Origin of the sequence: Porphyromonas levii, from assembly GCF_018206105.1 — a bacterium.
In the GTDB taxonomy this organism is placed as follows: Bacteria; Bacteroidota; Bacteroidia; order Bacteroidales; family Porphyromonadaceae; genus Porphyromonas_A; species Porphyromonas_A levii.
On sequence record NZ_JADRGN010000004.1, the window covers coordinates 34,181 to 52,526 of the forward strand.

The window sequence follows — 18,346 nt, forward strand, 5'->3', positions numbered from 1 at the left end:
ATACCCAGTTGGGCATGCCTTTGTCTTTACTTTGATTAACTCGGTTAAAGTCTTATTTTACAACATATAAGTTTACTAGCGCTTCTTCTTTCTCTTCTTATTAGTGGTGGGTTTAGATGCCTGACCGAATAGTTTCTCGATGAGATCAGGTCTGCCTATTCTCCTGAGCGACTTTATGATGCCCGCTTTCTTATCTGGCTGGTACCAAAAGAAGTACTGGCGTTGGGCTTCCTTTTCGGTCTTGGTATGTGCAGTAGCTACTTTCTCTAGGGTATAGGGATGGTAGCCACTGTAGTAGATTACTGTGGAGACCGTCATGGGAGTGGGGGTGAAGTCTTGGATCTGCTCTAGCTGAAAATTGAGAGACTTGGTAAGCAAAGCTAGATCCGCCATATCCTTTTCGGTACAGCCGGGATGACTACTGATGAAGTATGGGATGAGCTGTTGGCGTAGACCTTTCTCGTGATTGATGCGATCGAACTCACGCTTAAAGGTATAGAAGTTGTCGAAACTCGGTTTGCGTATCTGCTGGAGTACTCTGGGAGAAGTATGCTCTGGTGCTATCTTGAGTCGCCCTGAGACATGATTGGTGATGAGCTCCTCAGTATACTGTTTTGCCGCTTCATTGAGGCGTTCATCCTTGAATTGGTGGGTGAGCATGTCGTACCGGACACCACTGCCAATAAAGCTCTTCTTCATTCCTGGCAGTGCATCCACTTTCTTATACACCTCTAGGATGGGCGTATGATCGGCATTGAGATTGGGGCATATCTTGGGATGAAGGCAGGAGGGACGGAGGCATTTCTCGCAGATGGATAGATCTTTGCCTCTCATCTGGTACATGTTGGCACTCGGTCCGCCTAAGTCACTGATATAACCTTTGAAGTCAGGCATCTGAGTGACTTGCTTTGCTTCCTCTACGATGGACTCTTGGCTGCGAGAGACAATGAACTTGCCTTGGTGCGCTGATATAGTACAGAAAGCACACCCACCAAAGCAGCCTCTATGCATATTGATAGAGTGCTTAATCATTTCGTAGGCACGGATTGTTTTGCCTTGATAACGGGGGTGGGGGAGTCGTGTATAGGGGAGGGCATAGTACTGATCCACCTCTTCAGTAGTAGGAAGAGGGTAGGGCGGATTGACTACAATCACTTGATCCCCTACCTCCTGAGTGAGGCGATGTGCATTGAGCGAGTTGCTTTGCTCCTCTATTCTCCTGAAGTTCTTAGCATAGCTAAGCTTATCACTCAAGCAAGCCTCGTGGCTATTGAGCTTTATGTCGTTGTCCTTAGCAACAAAGTCTTTAATGGGGACAGTGTAGGCTACCTGTGGAAGTTGTCGGATATTATCAAGAGAAGCTCCTTGGTCCAATAGTGACGCAATATCTAATACGGACTTTTCTCCTAGTCCGTATATTACGAGGTCGGCATTGCTCATGTAGGGCATCCCTGGCAGTAGTTTGTCCTGCCAGTAGTCGTAGTGGGTAAGACGACGAAGGGAAGCCTCTATGCCGCCAAGTACAATAGGAGTGTCGGGGTAAAGTCCTCTAAGAATCTTGCTATATACCAAGCTGGGGTAGTCTGGTCGCATATCAGATCGCTCATCTGGGGTATAAGCGTCGTCAGATCTTTTGCGTTTAGCCGCGGTATAGTGGTTAACCATAGAATCCATATTTCCTGGCGATACCCCGAAGAATAGTCTCGGTTTCCCAAGCTTCTTAAAGTCTCTGAGGTCGTCTCTCCAATTGGGCTGTGGAATAATAGCTACTCTGTATCCTGCGCTTTCTAGAACCCTCCCTATTACGGCATTGGCAAAGGAAGGATGGTCTACGTAGGCGTCTCCACTGAAGATGATGACATCTAGTTCGTCCCAGCCTCGCAGAGCCACCTCCTTTTTAGAAATTGGCAACCAATCCTTAAGATCCCTTTTCATGCTTATCCCTTTCTTTGATGCTCCATATAAAGTAAAAAGCTTAAAAGGTTGCATCTTACCCTTTAAGCTTCTACTTTTTACCTATGGCGTTCTTCTATTACGACCAAGGTACTCCCCTCGTTTTGAATTGCAGTAGGTGTGGGTTTACTTCTTGAAGTAATCCTTTACCATCTCATTAGGTACCATTTCTTCCTTGAAAGTGTAAGCCCCAGTCTTAGGTGACTTCACCATCTTGATGACCTTAGAGAAGGTACGTCCATCACCTTTCTGCAGCTTAGACATTGCTTTTTTTGCCATGATCTGCTCCTCCTTTTAATCGGTTAATGTTTAATTCTCTTCTCTTAATCCTTATTTGATTTCCTTATGCACAGTCATGCGCTTTAGGATTGGATTGTACTTCTTAAGTTCTAGACGACCAGTAGTATTCTTCTTATTTTTGGTAGTCACGTACCTAGAGGTACCTGGCAGGCCACTCTCCTTGTGCTCAGTGCACTCAAGGATTACCTGTACTCTATCGCCTTTGCTCTTCTTAGACATACGCTATCTCTCCTTCCAATTGGGTTAATTACTTATCCAGAATCAATACCTCAGTGAGGTGACCCTTAGCATTAGCCTGCTCTAGTGCTGCATTTAGACCAATCTTGTTGATTAGGCGTAGACCAGCTGCAGAGACACGGATTTTAATCCAGCAGTCCTCCTCAGGCCAGTAAAACTTACGGTCAAAAAGATTAGGATTGAAAACACGCTTAGTCCTCCTCATAGAGTGAGAAACGTTGTTTCCAGTCATAGCCTTCTTGCCAGTGATTTGACAAATTCGTGACATCTCTATCTTTATTATATACTTGTATTATACTTACGGTGTGCAAAGTAACCAAAAATAATTGAGATTACCAAGCATTCTCTACACTAAATGCCTATTCTGCAATTACTCAGCAGGTGTAGCTTCTGTTGGAGCTGGAGCCTCTACTGGAGTCTCATTGGCTGGAACTTCTACCTCGCCAAATGGCTGTGCATCTACTGGAGCTGGGAGCTGAATCTCATTAACTTTGTCCATAATGACACTCTCAGGCTGGTTGCTAGCATTGCTTGGAGCCCACCTTACAGTAAGGATTGCTAATACAGCGATGGCAATTGCTAAGCCCCAAGTAATCTTCTCGATTAGGTCGGTAGTGCGACGGACGCCCATCACATTGTTGCTAGATGCAAAACCAGCAGCTAGACCACCACCCTTAGAGTTTTGGATCGTTACCACAAACACCAATACGATAGCAAGCAGTACTATCAGTATCGAAAGAAATACATACATACGCTCTCTTTACTTCTTTGTTATAATCACTTCAAGGCAAGGTAGGGAGCTCGGCTCTAGGAAGCGCAGTTCTACCTACCTAACCTCGTTATTTTTAATCAATTTCTCTAGGAAATTTAATTGTTCGGCAAAGTAACCACTTTTTTTTGGAAATTCCAAATATATTTGCCTTAATATACGCTCTGCCCGTTCGAATTTCCCTTGCTTTATATACATGCGAGCTAAGGTTTCTGTAAATAGTTCGTCCTCGTCGTTGGCGTTATTATTTGGTGGGATATTACGCGTAGCTTCAAGTTTTTCCTTTGGGATAAGGGGCTGGATGGTCTCTGCTTTCTCTCCTTGTTCCAAAAAAAGCGCTATCAAATCTTCGTTCTTCCTTTGTTGTTCTTCCTTTGCATCTGTAGAAGGTGGTACAAATAGAAGTTCGATTTCGGAGCTATCTTCTGGGTGCTCTTCCAGGAAACTATCTATGAGGCTGAAACTATCTTGCTCTTTCCCCGTTTCCTCTCTTTTAACTGTCACTTCTGGTGCGGACATCGAATTGAGTAGGAAGAATAATCGTCTTAGGTCGGGCAATACAAGGGCTCTTTCGTGTAGTTCACTAGAAAACCGGAGATCATTTACCCTATGCAGTAGCACCAATATCAGGCTTTGAAGCGGTGCACAATAGGGATACTGCTGGCTTAGGGTAAGTAGTTCAGATAGCTGGTCACTATTCGCCTGTTGGGGATTCGCAATAAGTTGTCCTAGGTCTTCTCTTGTCATACAGGATATATTACCAATTTTCTACAGTGGCATTGAATATCTGGTTGATGATATCCTTTGTGAGGTCCTCTACCAGTTGATCTTGCACATTAGTAAACATCTGTGAGCTGTCGAATGAGACGAACGATGTAAACTCCCGCTCAAAGCTTTCTTTCTCATCCACCGTATTATTATAGCGGACATTAACCCTCATGGTTAGCTTGGTGCGAGCTGCATAGGCATCAGCCTGGACAGCCTCTGCCGCTAGGTCGTAACCAACTATCTCACCTTCGATATTGAGATCCCCAATCTTAGTAGTCTGACTGAGTCGTGTTTGCTTCTGGAATCTATCCTTCAGATCTTCTGATAGCTTTTGGGCTAGAGGTGGGTAGACAATAGGTGCAAGGTTCTGAAAGTCAGCAATGTTGATTGTCTTTACCCTAGTGTAGTCAATACTGGCTCCATTAAGACTGTAGGATACAGAGCATCCATTCATCAGTAGAACCAATACCACACTCCATATATATAATGTGTACTTCTTCATCACTTACTCTCTATTAAGTTTACGATAGAGGGTGCGCTCCGAAATATCCAAGTCCTCAGCTGTCTTTCTTCTTGCACCATTATTACGCTCGAGTACAAATTCAATGTACCGTGCTTCCATTTCTTTGAGCGTGACCACTTCGCCATCCTCTAGCAAGTCATGGAAGTCTTCCACAGTTGTAATTTCTTCGCCCTTATTGGTACGGCGTACCTCATTGATTGGATTAGACTGTGGAGCCTCTATGCTGTGCACTTGCTGTGGCATATACTGCTGCCCTTGGAGTATCCGATAGAGTAGCTGGGTGAGCTCTGTTACATTTCCCTGTACATCGTGGAGCATAGCATAAAGTGCACCCAAAGTAGCATTTGAGGCTGTTTGTCCAAATGCTTCCTGTTGTGCGTCGAAACGAGGTCGGTCGCTGAGTAGAGCGGGGTGGCGTACCAGCGCATTTGCAGGGAGGTTTTGCTCCAGTACCTCCCTCGAGATGGTTCTATCCTCAGCGATTACACTTAATCGCTCCGATAAATTGCGTAACTGACGGATATTGCCCGGCCACGAATACATCTCCAATACATTAAGCGCTTCGTCATCTAGCCGAATAGGTGGCATCTGATACTTATCGGCGAAGTCACTTGCAAACTTCCTGAATAGTAGCCCAATATCGCTCCCTCTATCTCTTAGTGGTGGAAGCTCGATAGTTACCGTATTGAGTCGATAATAAAGGTCTTGCCTAAACTTCCCCTCTTTCACAGCTTCCTCTAGGTCTACATTTGTTGCAGCTACCACACGGATATCCGTTCGCTGTACATCAGACGAACCGACCTTCATAAATTCCCCCGATTCAAGCACCCTCAATAGGCGTGCTTGAGTAGCAAGAGGAAGTTCTCCCACCTCGTCGAGGAAAATCGTACCACCATCCGCAACCTCAAAATAGCCCTTGCGCTCAGTTACGGCGTCGGTAAATGATCCCTTCTTATGTCCAAATAGTTCCGAGTCGATAGTTCCTTCAGGAATAGCGCCACAGTTGACAGCTACAAAAGCCCCATGCTTACGTATGCTATTATGGTGGATGATTTTGGGGAAATTCTCTTTGCCCACACCACTCTCACCTGTTACTAGCACACTCACATCAGTAGGAGCAATAAGCAGAGCCACCTCAATAGCTCTATTCAGAGCTCCCGAGTTGCCTACAATGCCAAAGCGCTGCTTCGCTCTTTGTATATTTTCCTTTGTTACTATTCCGCTCATGTTTGTATTCTCCTTACATGACTCCAAAGATACCTCTTTTCACCGACATTCTAATGGTTGGAAAATATAATAAATGTGGCGCGAATCCCAAGGAAGTCGCGCCACATTCGTGATCTGCTTGGGGCTCGAACCCAAGACCCCAACATTAAAAGTGTTGTGCTCTACCAACTGAGCTAGCAGATCATACTTCCTATTACCTATAGGAAAGCTCCGCAAAGATACCAATTTATCGCCACACAGCCAAGCTTTGCCTCGAGATTACTTTTATAGAATGCTTAAAATATTGGTATACAAACTAATATATTTCTCTGTATTAGGGATAGAGAGGGGGAAAAGGAGGTGTGCATAAAGTTCAAACTAGGGTATCGATGTCGACAAGCCTCTTGTACTTTGAACTTTATACACACCTCCTAGATTGAGTAGAAGGGATTACTTCATAAGGTTATCCACCGCTACTTTGAGTTGGGCGTCATAATCCCTAAGGTACTCTTCAGGAGTATTTAGGATTAGGACATCAGGGTCGAGCTGTGTGTTCTCTAGAGCCTTACCCTGTACATCCGTTACAGTTACCTGAGGGATACCGAATACGAGGGATGAATCCACAAGGGTCTCCCACCATACTGCGGTCATAGTACCAGGTACTGGAGCACCGATGAGCTTGCCAATACCCAAGGTCTTATATACCCATGGGAAGCCGTGCGCATTGGAATAATTCCCCTCAGCTACAAGCACAGCTGATGGCTTGTTCCACTGGGCAAAAGGATCGCTTCCAATGTACTGTCCACGTGGTGCGAAACGGCTGTATTCCTTTCCTGTAAGTAGTATAACAAGATCTTCGTGTAGCCATCCACCGCCATTGAAGCGCGTATCGACTACAACAGCATCGCAATGGCGATACTTGCCGAGTAAATCCTTGAATACCTTTCTGAAGGATTCGCTATCCATGCCTTGGACATGCACGTAACCAATCTTACCACCGCTCCACTCTTCTACCATCTTGGCGCGCTTGTCTACCCATCGTCTGTAGAGTAGGGCATTCTCTGCTCCTGCTGATATTGGGCGTACTTGCTCTTCTACTTCCTTGCCCTTGGCGCCACGAAGCGTGAGTGTAACCCACTGTCCATTAAGTCCGTTGAGGTAATATTCTAGTGGTTTATCTGCAGCTATCTCCTCGCCATTTACTCTTGTGATGATAACGCCAGGCTTGGCTATAGACTTAGCTTTGTCCATCGGTCCACCCTCCATCACCTCGGCGATCTTAACACCTACACCCTCGTAAGTGTCATCGTAGAATAGGCCCAAAGAGGCTGTCGGGCGATTGGCCCAACCTCCACTATAGCGAGCACCTGTGTGTGAAGCATTCAGCTCTCCGAGAAGTTCTGAGAGCATCTCTGCGTAGTCGTAGTTGTTGTTAATATGTGGTAGATATTTCCGATATGCTTCGGCATATCCCTTCCAGTCTACACCATGTAGGTTGACATCGTAGAACTTATTCTCCACCTGTTTTACGATATGGTCGAACATATAGGTGCGCTCTGCATTGCTCTTGTGTTCCAATCGGGCAGTAAATGTGATTGGCTTACGCTCCTTGCCTGAGATCTTATAGAGACCACGTGATGAGAATAGGTAGAGGGTCTTATCGTCCTTACCAAGTTCCAGCATCCCACTGCCTACATCTGCCATCACCATCTCAGTCTGCTTTTCAGCAAGGTCTAAAGAATAGAGGTTGGTAGCATTGTCGAAAGAGGCGAGGTAGTAGAGCTTATCGCCCTTAGAGTTCATGACGAAATCACTCTGTCTACCACTCGTGCGGGTGAGACGAACAGTCATGTAGTCTCTATTGTCCAGTTCGAAAGTGAGCGGAGCTACCACTTTAGATGCCTCTTCCTTGCTATCCTCCTTACTCTTGTCTTTCTTGCCCTTCTTATCCTTCTTATCGTCCTTTTTCTCATCGTCCTCCTTAGCGAGAAGTACTTCACGCTCCTCTTTGTTGAGTTGGAACTTGTCGAAAGCCTCTTGGTCGAGGAACATCAAGTAGAGGTCATACTCTGCACCCCAACTACCATGGCTGCGGTATCCAGCGCGGTCGGACCCAAATACAATGGCCTTGCCACCCATTACAAATCGACCACTACCCTCGGTGTAACCACTTTGGGTAAGGTTGTGCACCGTACCACTGCCATCTGCCTTGAAGAGTGCGACATCTTTATTATTCCACCCACCATTGCCGATATACTCGGTGATAATCCACTTGCTATCAGGGCTCCAATCGAAGTCTTGGTCACCATCAGAGTAGGAGTAGTTGAACTTCTTATTCATCACCTCTCGCTCAGACTTGGAGGCAAGGTTGAGGACGTAGATAGCGGAGCGGTCCCGCAAGAAGGCTATCTCTTTGCCATCAGGGCTGAATACAGGCTGGAATGAAGGAAGGTCGCTCTTATTCGTGAGCTGAGTCTCCTTAAACTCCTTGGCATAGGCAAACTGTTTCTCCTCGGGGCGTACCAGCTCAGTCATGTAGAGGTTCCACTGTCCATTGCGTTCGCCAGAGTAGACTAGTTTGCGACCATCAGGGCTCCAAGATAGGTCTCGCTCTTGCTCGGCAGTATTAGTAATCCTCTTGGTAGTACCATACTCGATATTCGTAACGAATACATCGCCACGCACGATGATAGCAACTTCTTTCTCATTAGGGGAAAGTGCGTAGTCGGTAGCTCCTCTCGTAATAGTCTTGTACTCTACTTCAGGGATTGTAAAGTCGGCAACTACCTCTACGCGTACTTGCTGAGGTTGCCCCCCAAGAGGCATGTAGTAGAGCTTGCCATCCCAAGAGAAGGAGACATTACCCTTATCATCCATGCTCATATATCGGACAGGGTGTTTCTCGAAGTGGGTTAGCTGTGTTGGAGCAGCTCCCGAAATGCTTCCCTTATATATATTGAGTGTGCCATCTTGCTCACTAGTATAGAGATACTCCGTTTGTCCTGGCAACCATAGGGCATTGCGATCCTCGCCAGCGAATGAAGTGATCTTACGGTAGCTCTTGTCGGTAGGGGTATAGAGCCAGATATCACGTGCGATAGAGGAAGTGTGGTGCTTTCTAAACTTGTCTTCGTATCCTTTGAGGTCGGTATAAAGAATTCGTCCATCCTTGCCAATAGATGGTTCTATCATCGTGATAGCTGAGTACATCTTAGGTCTTCCCCCCTTTATACTCAGCTGATAGAGCTGGGTAAATAGCCCTGAAGGGAATAGTCCCATTTCCTTTTGGGGGCGTATGTTGGTGTCGTAGATGATTGTTTCATTATCGAGAAAGGCTACGGGTAGCTGGTGTGTGCCACCGTAGGTGATACGAGTAGCGTTACCACCCCTCCTTGAGGTAAGGTAGATATTGAAGTTGCCTTCTCTGTCCGAAGCGAAAGCAAGGTGCTGACCATCAGGGCTCCATACTGGCGCCTTGTCGTAGGCTGAGTGGGATGTAATCTGTGTGGCCAAGCCTCCGCCCACTGGGACGGTAAATAAGTCGCCCATGTAGCTAAAGGCGATAATCTCTCCATCCGGACTGATAGCCGTATGCCTAATCCATGATGGGTCGGAGTCTTGTGCCACTGATCCTAAGGATAGCAGGCAGGTGACCCCAGCCAATAAAATCTTTTTTATTTCCATACGTTAATATAATGATGTAATACTTTTTAGTCTCTGAAGTATAGCTTCATAGCCTTCTCGTCTTGCTCTACCCAAGCCTTGTAAGGTTCGCTCTTGCTGAGTAAGTAGCTCTTCACTATCTTACTTATAGCTTTAGTAGCCAATTGCTGTAGCTTTGGGGTCTTGGCGCGTACCATCGCATAATAATCGTCGAGGGTATCACGACGGAAGTGTAGGATTTCTTCTAGCGCTTCACCATCTTCATAGTATCCACAGTGGAAGTTTTTCTGTGCGAAGGCATGAGCTGGGAAATCAAGCGGGGCAAGTCCGTATATCTCCATATTGGTGGCAAGAAATTCACCATAGGTGGTGGTACAATCAGGTCCGCCACCGAGGTTGAATATTTTCCCTTCGACTTCGTCAAGGTGCTCAAGGGTATGTACAAAAGCTCTCGCAGTATCTCTAGGGGTGCATATTTCTATAATTTGCTCCAGCGGCATCCTGAACATGAGCTTAGGCGCATTATGATTCCCTGCACCCATAATAGCTGCGAGTCGGTAGATAGTCCACCGTAAGCCGCTCGTTTGTATCATCTTTTCCATCTCTATCTTCGTTTCAGCATAGGAGTCACCTTCCGCTGGAATGAGAGGATCTCCCACTTTGATAAATGGATTGAGAAAGCGATCTCCGTATGTAGCTACACTCGATGCCATAATAATCTGTGCATTGGGCGCTTGTTTGTGGAGCACATCTAGGAGGTTTCTTGTGCCTCCTACGTTCACTTTGTAGGCAAGTTGAGGGTTGTCATGGGCGAGAGGGGGGATGATGGATGCCATGTGAAATACGACATCTACACCCTCAGTGGCATCCATAATACTATCTGGATTTGTGATATCGCCAAAGTAGGTGTCTATCCTATTGCCAAAACGGTCAAAGTATTCTCTGTTTTTGGGGGTATCTAGGTCAAAGACACGTGGTCTGTAGCTCCAAGTACGGTGTACTAGCATCTCCACTAGTTCACGACCAATATTTCCTCCCGCTCCTGTAAGGAGCACAGTCTTCTTATCTCTTGTCATAAGTTAGCTTCTTTATTTCAAGTGTGTATTCGTAGCGACAAGATACCAATTTTGTGCTACAATGCAGCAGAATTAACGTATTTCAGTAGTCCACTCGGTATAGGGGGCTAAGTTACTCTACTGAGTCAACTCAGTCCCTCTAGGGAGGGACTGGAGTTTTTCTAGGGAGAAACTAGAGTCTCTCCCGGGAGGGACTTTTGCTAATATACTGACTACGGCTCTCTCCTCGGTAGAGGTAAGAAGGTTTGTATGGATAAATGTGGGATAGTCTCTAGTTTTTTTGTAACTTTAACCGCCCAAATGGGATTCAAGACTAGGGAGGGCGGACATTTTTTTGTATCCATCGGGAGGTTTCCGGTGGTTTAACTTAACTAAAGAAAGGACTGAATATGGAGCAGGATAACACTCTATTGACACCAGGAGAGGAGAAGGAGGTAGCTACACCAGCTGAGGTGGAGCAAACACAGGAGCAGACACCAGAGATGGTGGAGGATACTGAGCGGACGGAAACGCCAGCAGTAGATACCTCTAAGTTTTCGACAAGGGAGCTACTGGACTATCTATCAGAGATGGTGAATAGGGAGGAACTTCCTGAGCTCCAAGATATGAAGCGCCTCAAGAGGATGATTAATCATCAGGAGCCTGTAGCTACAGATGAGGCGGAGCTTGATGAGACCGAAGAGAATGGCGAGGAGAAGAATGAGGAGGGAGATGATATGATGATCTTATTCATCAATCTTCGTTCTCGTTACCATGAGCTTCAGGCCAAAAAGGATGAGGAAGAGAAAGCTGAGCGGGAGGATAACTATAAGCGTAAGTTGGAGCTTATCTCTAGGCTTGAAGCTAATCTAGAGTCCACGGATGATTTCTTCAAGGTGCGCAATGAGTTTGAGAACATCCGCAATGAGTGGAAAAATATAGGTCGTGTGCCAGAGAATCTTCGTAGCGAACTGCTCTCTAAGTACTCTACGCTACTAGAGAAGCACTACGAGATTAATAAGCTGAATAAGGAAGCTCAGGAATATGACTTCAAGCACAATAGGACGGAGAAGGAGAGCTTTATAGAGAAGGCTAGGGCTCTGGCTGATGAACCAGATGTTGTAAAGGCATTTAAGGAGCTTCAGACGCTTCATGATATGTGGAAGGAGACAGGTCCGGTGGCACCTGAATTTAGAGATAGTATGTGGAAGGACTTCAAGGATGCTTCTACAGTAATCAATAAGCGCCATGACGACTACTTCAAGGAGCTTCGTGAGAAGGAGGAGCAGAATTATACCCACAAGATGGAGATAATAGAGAAGCTCGAAAATATGCTCGTGACTCTGCCAACTAGCCGAGCTGCTTGGCACGATTATGAGGATAAGATGGAGGCTATTCGCAAGGAGTGGAAGGGCGCAGGACGTGTGCCAAAGGGGAAGCTCAATGAGGTGAATATGCGTTTCCGTGTAGCGGTGGATGAGTTCTATCTACAACGCCGTACATTCTTGCGTGAACTGAGCGAGGAGATTACGCCTAAGCTTGAGCGTATGCGTGAAATCGTAGCTGAGGCTGAGGAACTAAAGGATAGCACTGAGTGGCAGAGTACTTCGGATAAGCTAAAGAACCTGCAGAAAGAGTGGACTACTATCTCCAAGCTAGGCACTCGTGTAGGTGAGGCTCAGAAGCTATGGAGGCGTTTCCGTAAGGCATGTGATGTTTTCTTCGAGCAAAAGAAGGCAAATTACACTCCTCCACGCCGTGCAAGCCGTGAGGAGAACTTAGTTCGTAAGCAGGAGATTGCCGATAAGATTGAGGCCCTAGAGGAGCAGAGACTTGAGGATCCTTCGGCTGAGTTAGCTGCAATAGAGGCTGAGTGGGCTTCTGTAGGACCAGTGCCAGACGATCAGAAGGGTGATGTCTTGAATAGGTATTATGGCGCTCTTCGTCGCCTCAAGGGTGAGGAGGACAATAGACGTCGCACTCCTCGCCGTCGCGATGATAGGAGGGGTAATAACCGTAGAGGTGGTAATGAGCCTAGGAGAGACTTTAAGGCACGTTCGGTGGACTTCAAGAAGGAGCTTGGTGGGCTTTCTCATGAGGAACTGAGTGAAGAAGTTATGAATATCGACCGCAATGTGACGCACCTAGAGGAGGAGCGCCTACAGTATGAGAATAACATAGGCTTCTTCAATGCTTCACCAGATAATCCTATGGTGATGCAGATACAAAGGAAGATAGATGATCTTACTGCTAAGATTGAGAAGCTCCAAGCTCGTAAGCTGGAGGTTGTAGAGGCTGGTAAGAAGTCTTCTGCCCCTGCAAAGGATTCTGGTACTGAGGAATAATACGATATAGATTATATGCCGGTGTGATGCCACACTTCCCATACGGTGAAGCGTGGCATTGCTGGTATTTAGTATGAAGGTACACTACTTTAATCCTGGCTATGAGGTGACGGTGGAGCAGGGCAATAGTTACTATACCCCACCGCGTATGGTACGACGTTTGCGAAAAGACTTGCAAACGCTTCCGCTATATTATGCCCAACCTCATGAGGGGGTCTACTTGTCGTCACCAATACCTGAGGAGCTGATGTGTGAACGGTTTATCGTTGATCATGATTGTATATCTGAGGTATTGCCATGGGGATGGGCACCGGAGTTGAAGGGGCTATTTCCTTATTTTGAGTTGCCTTACAGTCTGGAGGAGATGAGGCTCTATAGCAGCCGAACTCTTGGGATTGAGCTATGGCATGCGGTATATAGGCAGGCGCTTAGTCTATTTCGTTTTGCACCCCCTCGTGAGGTGACTCAGGAGGAAAGTGTGGAGCAGGGGAAGTGGGTGCTTAAGGAAGACTTTAGTAGTTCGGGGAGGGGAATAGAGTTTGTTACCCCTGAGCAAGACCCCAATGCTATCATCGCACGTCGTCTGGGTAAGCAGCCAGGAAAGCGTTTGTTTATTGAGCCTTTCTATGAGATTGCTGAGGAGCGGGGCTATGAGTTTTGGAGGACAAAGGTGGGAGAGATAATTTATCTCGGCTGTCATCGAGCGATGACTGAGGGCGGACGCTATAAGGGAAGTTACCTAGGTCTTCCAACCACAGGAGATGAGGCGTATATTGATGCTCTCGTGGCAGGACTAAGAGAGTTGCCTCTGGGGGATTACACAGGTGTGATAGGGGTAGATAGCGCTTTGTATTGTGATGGTGCGAAAGAGCGGTTTGTCCCTTGTCTTGAAGTGAATGTACGTCCTACTATGGGGTATGTGGCTCTTTGTATTCAGCGTGATTGGCTCTCGAAAGGGCGTCGCGGGCGTTTCATGATTCTTTCTAAAGGGGATGCTCTTCTTCAGTCTCTAACTTCCCTCAAGCCCCTTTATCTCTCCGATAAGAATGCTGGACATACTCCTGGACTCTATCCCCTTACTCCTATTTTGGAGGATACCTATTTTGTTGCTTGTCTCCAGGTATTATAGGGGAAAAGAGAAAGGGAGCTCTAGTCCGGTTCGAACTAAAGCCCCCTTTGCTCAGATATTTTTGGAACTCCTCTTAGAAGCGGAAGCTAAGAGTTGCCACAACCTTATGCTTATTGGTTGTTAGGTCTCCACCCTTTACCGCCATGTGTACATCTTTGCGTACCTCTTTTCCATTCGTATCATCCACAAGCATTCCGGTAGCGCTACTTCCACTATAGGGGTAGACTTTCTCTGACCTTTTGCCATAGACATAAGCGACATCAAGGGTGGTACTCCTGCCTAGGTTGATGCCTACTCCTGCAGAGATGGTTTGATAACTACGAGGCAATACAAAGTCGGTAATATACCCTGATGGTACATAGCTATAATACAGACCTTCAGATGGCTCGTTACGTAGCTGCTCTGCCTTCATAGGATTGCCAGTGAAGCTATAGCCTGCACGTACAGATAGCATACTGATTGGGCGAATCTCTACACCTACATGGTGGCTATGCTCTATCCCGAAGTCTTCGCGAATAAATGCTGACTCTGAGAGCTCGTTCCCATTATTAGGGAGATAGAGTTTAGAGCCTCCAAGGTTGCGCAACTGATAATCGTAAGTTATGAACCCAAACCTGCCGAAGAAGGCAAGTGCACTTATAGAGAGTCTTCCTGGGAGTAGTGCACGATAACTGCTCTCCTGTTCTGAGATAGTCTTTGTGACGTTCTCGTTACCTTGGAAAGCGGCATTGTTGCCACTAGCTTTCGCCCAATACACTTCGTTGTACTGAGCCAGCTGAGGAAGTAAGTAGGAGATGCCGATACGCCCAAAGTCTCCTATGGCTACAAGTGCACCCAGATTAAGACCCACTGAGTTGCCTGAGGTGGATAGCCCTGTGGTATATTCAAGGTTGCTCTTATATACCTGGTTATTGTATGAGTCATGGAAATCTTCGATGTATGTCGCAACCCTTGATGATGAGAAATTCTGCATCTTGAGTGTAGCTCCGAAATAGTACCTATCGGAGAGTCCCATACCTAGGTTTAGGTCATAGTTATTCCTGCTGCCCGATTCATTTACTGATAGTTTGGAAGCTGCCGGTGTAAAGAGGTGATACACGCCATCCTCTGGCTTGTGTCCTATTGCTGATGCACTAAACTGTGTGCGGTAGCGACGTGCTTTTTTAAGAGCAGTATTCTTATTGTCGGTAAATGCCTCAATCCAGCGAGCATCCCTAGCTATATCTATAATCGGGGTAATGAACTCGGTATCCCATGGGGCTTCGATACGACTAGCTTCAAAAGCGATATAGTCTGTAAGTCCGTACGCAGGTGCCGAATTAATCATTCTATAGTTGCGACGATAGTCATAGTCTCTATTGTAGGAGAACCCCCAATTGACATTCCATGCTAACCCAGCACTCCTCTTCAGCAAGGGAGAAGAGATACTGAAGTTATTGATCGTGCCAATAGCCCACTTATCACTAGTCGTGAAGCTATTGCCCTCATTTGTCCAAATTGAATTGGCTTTGCCTTGACCAGCCTCGAATGAAAAGGACATAATAGGACTCGTATAGAGACCAATGCCCGCAGGATTTATTGAAATTGCTGACGCATCGGCTCCGAATGCCCCGATAGCGCCACTCAGCGCTTGAGCACGTGCTGTGCCTGATAGCTCCTTTTGGGCATTGCGATAGGCATCGGAAGGAGCCTGAGCTTTTGCGCCTAATCCCACTACGGTGGTCAGCGCAATAGCTACTCCAAACACTATATATCTATTCATCATTATTGTAGTCTTAGAAATTATCTAGTACGACCAGAAGAACCCGTACTACGTGTATTACTACTACCGCTTGAAGAGCTTCCTGAGCCTGTGCTACGACTTGGGCTGCTATAGCTGCCACTAGAGCGTGTATTGGAGTTATTGCCCCAACTGCTTCCCTGGTTGTAAGTTCGACTAGGCGTGCTCTGGTTTCGGTTCCAACTCTCCGAAGTACTTCGCGAACGATTTACGCTACCTCTTCTATTCGTCCCGTAGTTATAGGAACTACTACTACCGCGATCATAATATCCTCCTGCACGGGTGTTGCTATTTACACGGCTTTCAACGCCTGTGCCGAGTGCGCGACCATACTCGCTATTTGCCATAGAACGGTCGTAGTAACCGCCACTACTCCTACCGTAGGTATTGTAATTGCGTCTCTCGTAACGATCACTGTATCTGCCATCATAGAAGCCATCCCAGTAACTATTATAGCCGTAGTAGCCACCGTAATAACCACCGTAATAACCTCCATAGCGCCAAGGTCTGCTGTAGCCCCAGCCATAGTAATAACGAGGGCTATACCAAGGATCATACCAATGATCATACCATGAATAGTCGTACCAAGGATAGTTCCATGAAGACCATGGACTATACCAGCCACTATAGTAGTAAGGGTTATGCCAACTATTGTAGTAAGGATAGTAACTCCCAAAATAGCCTCCGTAGTTGATAGAAATATTTACGCCATTATCCCAATCCCTACCGTAGTAGGTATTGCTCCATGGATCATAATAGTCGTAGCCATCAAGTACATATACACGGTCTACGTTTCGTAAAACCATTACATCGGATTTGTCGCTAAACCTGCGCAACCTTTGGCTGTAAGCACCACCCCTTGGTGCGCGCTTAGAACTAGCGCTGCCGTCTATCTCGTCTAGGTTTTGCTCCATCTCCTCGATGGTTACCTTCATGTCCCGTCTGTTGTACCAGTCGGTCATCTTATCCTGGTAGTCCTGCTCAGCTTTTCGCTGCTCAGCTTCTTGCGCTGCACGTTTCTCTGCCAAGCGCTTTTCTGCTGCTTTTCTTTCCTGCACCGCTTTAGCCCTCATCTCACGAGCCTTCGATGGGGTGATGTAGCCATCATCCTGAGCTGCAGCATTGGGCACCAGTGGTGATGCAGTTAAAAAGAGACCTAATAGTCCTCCCACTATCCAATCAAACCTCTTCATATCTATTAATCTTTTGTATTAAACAAATATTGTTATTACTTCTCTTGTCTGTAGTGCAATATACCATATAAATGGCTAATCGTTCTACATATCCGTCACTTTTATGTTCCGTTAAGAGTCTTTCCTATACATTGGATAGGCACTTGGGCTAAAAGTTTAACCAAATTGCTCTTCTACTTACTTGTCTTTGTGGGTATGAGGAATAGTAGGACGTCTATCCTCCTCTGTTTCTGGAAGCAATAGATTGAGTAGTACAGCAATAAGTGCAGAAAGACCAATACCTGAAAGAGTAAAGCTTCCCACCTGTAGCACCGCGCCACCGATGCCTGTTGTTAGGGTTACAGAGATGATAACGATATTGCGTGAACTTGTGAGGTTTACTTTGCTATTGAGTAGATTATTGATACCTGCTCCTGCGATAGTGCCGAAGAGAAGCAACATTATACCGCCCAATATCGCAGGGTCGATGCTCTTGAGAAGTGCACTTACCTTGCCTACGAGTGAAAAGAGAATAGCGGAGATAGCTGTAATCCTGAGTACACGAGGCATGGTCACTCTGGTCAGAGACATTGCCCCAGTTACCTCTGAGTAGGTAGTTACAGGAGGTGCTCCAAGGAATGAGGCTGTAAGACAAGCTAGACCATCACCGAGGAGTGTGCGGTGTAGTCCAGGATCCTTTACGTAGTTCTTACCAGCAATTGTCCCCACTACATACACGTCGCCAATGTGCTCGATGACAGGTGCAATAGCTACGGGTATCATGAATAAAATAGGTTCCCAGCTAAAGGTCTTAGGTAAGGTTAGAGCTGGAAGAGCGAACCACTTAGCCTCTGCGACTTGAGTAAAGTCGACATCAAAGAAGAGTACATCTGTGAGGTAACCTACGATAATGCCGCAAAAGATAGGAATAAGCTTCATCAGACCCTTGGCGTAGAGCGTGACTACAATAGCTGTGATGAGGGATACAATCGCCAGTACCCAGTTCTCCTTCGCCATGTTGACGCCAGCTCCAGAGAGCGAGAGCCCAATCAGCATAATTACTGGACCAATCACAACAGGAGGGAAGAGGCGGTTGATAAATGCTGTCCCCAAGAGTTTTACAAGTAGGGACATTAATAGGAAGACAATGGCAACTCCTACGATGCCAAGTAGAGCGCCGTTGATGCCATATAGTTCCGACGCTGCTATCAATGGGGCGATGAAAGCAAAGCTACTACCTAGATAGATAGGGACTTTCCCTTTCGTAGCGAGGTGAAATATTAGGGTGCCAATTCCCGCAGAGAATAGAGCTGATGCAGGGTCAAGACCTACTAGAAGGGGCACCAATACGGTGGCGCCAAATGCTACAAATAGATACTGGACACCCACCACTATTTGTCGAGCGGGATTTAGGTTCTCAATTGTATTTGCCATGTCTGAATACTA

At 46.4% G+C, this 18,346-nt stretch carries 15 protein-coding genes and 1 tRNA gene; 2 read left to right on the plus strand and 14 right to left on the minus strand.

Features of this window, described 5'->3' with window-relative positions:
* Positions 1-75: 75 nt before the first annotated feature.
* From IX315_RS01605 to IX315_RS01655, 11 genes are all read right to left on the minus strand, one after another.
* Complete coding sequence (locus IX315_RS01605; RefSeq protein WP_211837111.1) at positions 76-1,935, minus strand: YgiQ family radical SAM protein; 1,860 nt, start codon at positions 1,933-1,935, stop codon at positions 76-78.
* A gap of 144 nt (positions 1,936-2,079) precedes the next feature.
* The gene (locus IX315_RS01610; RefSeq protein WP_018358924.1) at positions 2,080-2,232 is read right to left on the minus strand and encodes a DUF4295 domain-containing protein; all 153 of its coding nucleotides are present in this window, start codon (positions 2,230-2,232) and stop codon (positions 2,080-2,082) included.
* A 51-nt stretch (positions 2,233-2,283) separates the two neighbouring features.
* Entirely contained in the window at positions 2,284-2,472 is a 189-nt protein-coding gene (gene rpmG, locus IX315_RS01615) for a 50S ribosomal protein L33 (protein ID WP_018358925.1), read from the minus strand.
* A gap of 28 nt (positions 2,473-2,500) precedes the next feature.
* Positions 2,501-2,758, minus strand: a complete 258-nt coding sequence (gene rpmB / locus IX315_RS01620; protein ID WP_018358926.1) for a 50S ribosomal protein L28 — start codon at positions 2,756-2,758, stop codon at positions 2,501-2,503.
* 102 nt (positions 2,759-2,860) lie between these two features.
* Positions 2,861-3,241, minus strand: a complete 381-nt coding sequence (gene secG, locus IX315_RS01625) for a preprotein translocase subunit SecG (RefSeq protein WP_211635353.1) — start codon at positions 3,239-3,241, stop codon at positions 2,861-2,863.
* A 75-nt stretch (positions 3,242-3,316) separates the two neighbouring features.
* Positions 3,317-4,006 (minus strand): hypothetical protein, encoded by a 690-nt coding sequence (locus IX315_RS01630; RefSeq protein ID WP_211642242.1) that lies wholly within the window; start codon positions 4,004-4,006, stop codon positions 3,317-3,319.
* Positions 4,007-4,016: 10 nt separating this feature from the next.
* On the minus strand, positions 4,017-4,529 hold the full coding sequence (lptE, locus tag IX315_RS01635; protein ID WP_018358929.1) for an LPS assembly lipoprotein LptE: 513 nt from the start codon (positions 4,527-4,529) through the stop codon (positions 4,017-4,019).
* Between the two features lie 3 nt (positions 4,530-4,532).
* Positions 4,533-5,777 (minus strand): sigma-54 interaction domain-containing protein, encoded by a 1,245-nt coding sequence (locus tag IX315_RS01640; RefSeq protein ID WP_134849477.1) that lies wholly within the window; start codon positions 5,775-5,777, stop codon positions 4,533-4,535.
* A 110-nt stretch (positions 5,778-5,887) separates the two neighbouring features.
* Positions 5,888-5,960 (minus strand) — tRNA-Lys (locus IX315_RS01645).
* 246 nt (positions 5,961-6,206) lie between these two features.
* Positions 6,207-9,434 carry a S41 family peptidase gene (locus IX315_RS01650; protein WP_211637936.1) on the minus strand — a complete coding sequence of 1,076 codons (3,228 nt, stop codon included), beginning with the start codon at positions 9,432-9,434 and terminating at the stop codon, positions 6,207-6,209.
* A gap of 32 nt (positions 9,435-9,466) precedes the next feature.
* Positions 9,467-10,495: an NAD-dependent epimerase/dehydratase family protein gene (locus IX315_RS01655; RefSeq protein WP_018358932.1), complete on the minus strand. Its 1,029-nt coding sequence runs from the start codon at positions 10,493-10,495 to the stop codon at positions 9,467-9,469.
* Positions 10,496-10,884: 389 nt separating this feature from the next.
* On the opposite strand from IX315_RS01655, the gene IX315_RS01660 reads away from it, so the two are divergent.
* Positions 10,885-12,819: a DUF349 domain-containing protein gene (locus tag IX315_RS01660; protein WP_134849478.1), complete on the plus strand. Its 1,935-nt coding sequence runs from the start codon at positions 10,885-10,887 to the stop codon at positions 12,817-12,819.
* Positions 12,820-12,892: 73 nt separating this feature from the next.
* On the plus strand, positions 12,893-13,948 hold the full coding sequence (locus tag IX315_RS01665; protein WP_018358934.1) for a hypothetical protein: 1,056 nt from the start codon (positions 12,893-12,895) through the stop codon (positions 13,946-13,948).
* A gap of 73 nt (positions 13,949-14,021) precedes the next feature.
* On the opposite strand, the gene IX315_RS01670 is transcribed toward IX315_RS01665, so the two are convergent.
* From IX315_RS01670 to IX315_RS01680, 3 genes are all read right to left on the minus strand, one after another.
* Positions 14,022-15,713 (minus strand): hypothetical protein, encoded by a 1,692-nt coding sequence (locus IX315_RS01670; RefSeq protein WP_211835178.1) that lies wholly within the window; start codon positions 15,711-15,713, stop codon positions 14,022-14,024.
* A 17-nt stretch (positions 15,714-15,730) separates the two neighbouring features.
* Positions 15,731-16,921: a cell envelope integrity TolA family protein gene (locus tag IX315_RS01675; protein ID WP_211640606.1), complete on the minus strand. Its 1,191-nt coding sequence runs from the start codon at positions 16,919-16,921 to the stop codon at positions 15,731-15,733.
* Between the two features lie 177 nt (positions 16,922-17,098).
* A complete protein-coding gene (locus IX315_RS01680; protein ID WP_018358937.1) occupies positions 17,099-18,334 on the minus strand; it encodes a uracil-xanthine permease family protein in 1,236 nt (411 codons plus the stop codon).
* Between the last annotated feature and the right edge of the window lie 12 nt (positions 18,335-18,346).

Coding starts and splice junctions, on each gene's coding strand:
- IX315_RS01605 (WP_211837111.1), bottom strand. CDS start 1,935: ATGAAAAGGGATCTTAAGGATTGGTTGCCAATTTCTAAAAAGGAGGTG.
- IX315_RS01655 (WP_018358932.1), bottom strand. CDS start 10,495: ATGACAAGAGATAAGAAGACTGTGCTCCTTACAGGAGCGGGAGGAAAT.
- IX315_RS01680 (WP_018358937.1), bottom strand. CDS start 18,334: ATGGCAAATACAATTGAGAACCTAAATCCCGCTCGACAAATAGTGGTG.
- IX315_RS01670 (WP_211835178.1), bottom strand. CDS start 15,713: ATGATGAATAGATATATAGTGTTTGGAGTAGCTATTGCGCTGACCACC.
- IX315_RS01630 (WP_211642242.1), bottom strand. CDS start 4,006: ATGACAAGAGAAGACCTAGGACAACTTATTGCGAATCCCCAACAGGCG.
- secG (WP_211635353.1), bottom strand. CDS start 3,241: ATGTATGTATTTCTTTCGATACTGATAGTACTGCTTGCTATCGTATTG.
- IX315_RS01665 (WP_018358934.1), top strand. CDS start 12,893: ATGAAGGTACACTACTTTAATCCTGGCTATGAGGTGACGGTGGAGCAG.
- IX315_RS01640 (WP_134849477.1), bottom strand. CDS start 5,777: ATGAGCGGAATAGTAACAAAGGAAAATATACAAAGAGCGAAGCAGCGC.
- IX315_RS01610 (WP_018358924.1), bottom strand. CDS start 2,232: ATGGCAAAAAAAGCAATGTCTAAGCTGCAGAAAGGTGATGGACGTACC.
- lptE (WP_018358929.1), bottom strand. CDS start 4,529: ATGAAGAAGTACACATTATATATATGGAGTGTGGTATTGGTTCTACTG.
- IX315_RS01675 (WP_211640606.1), bottom strand. CDS start 16,921: ATGAAGAGGTTTGATTGGATAGTGGGAGGACTATTAGGTCTCTTTTTA.
- rpmB (WP_018358926.1), bottom strand. CDS start 2,758: ATGTCACGAATTTGTCAAATCACTGGCAAGAAGGCTATGACTGGAAAC.
- IX315_RS01660 (WP_134849478.1), top strand. CDS start 10,885: ATGGAGCAGGATAACACTCTATTGACACCAGGAGAGGAGAAGGAGGTA.
- rpmG (WP_018358925.1), bottom strand. CDS start 2,472: ATGTCTAAGAAGAGCAAAGGCGATAGAGTACAGGTAATCCTTGAGTGC.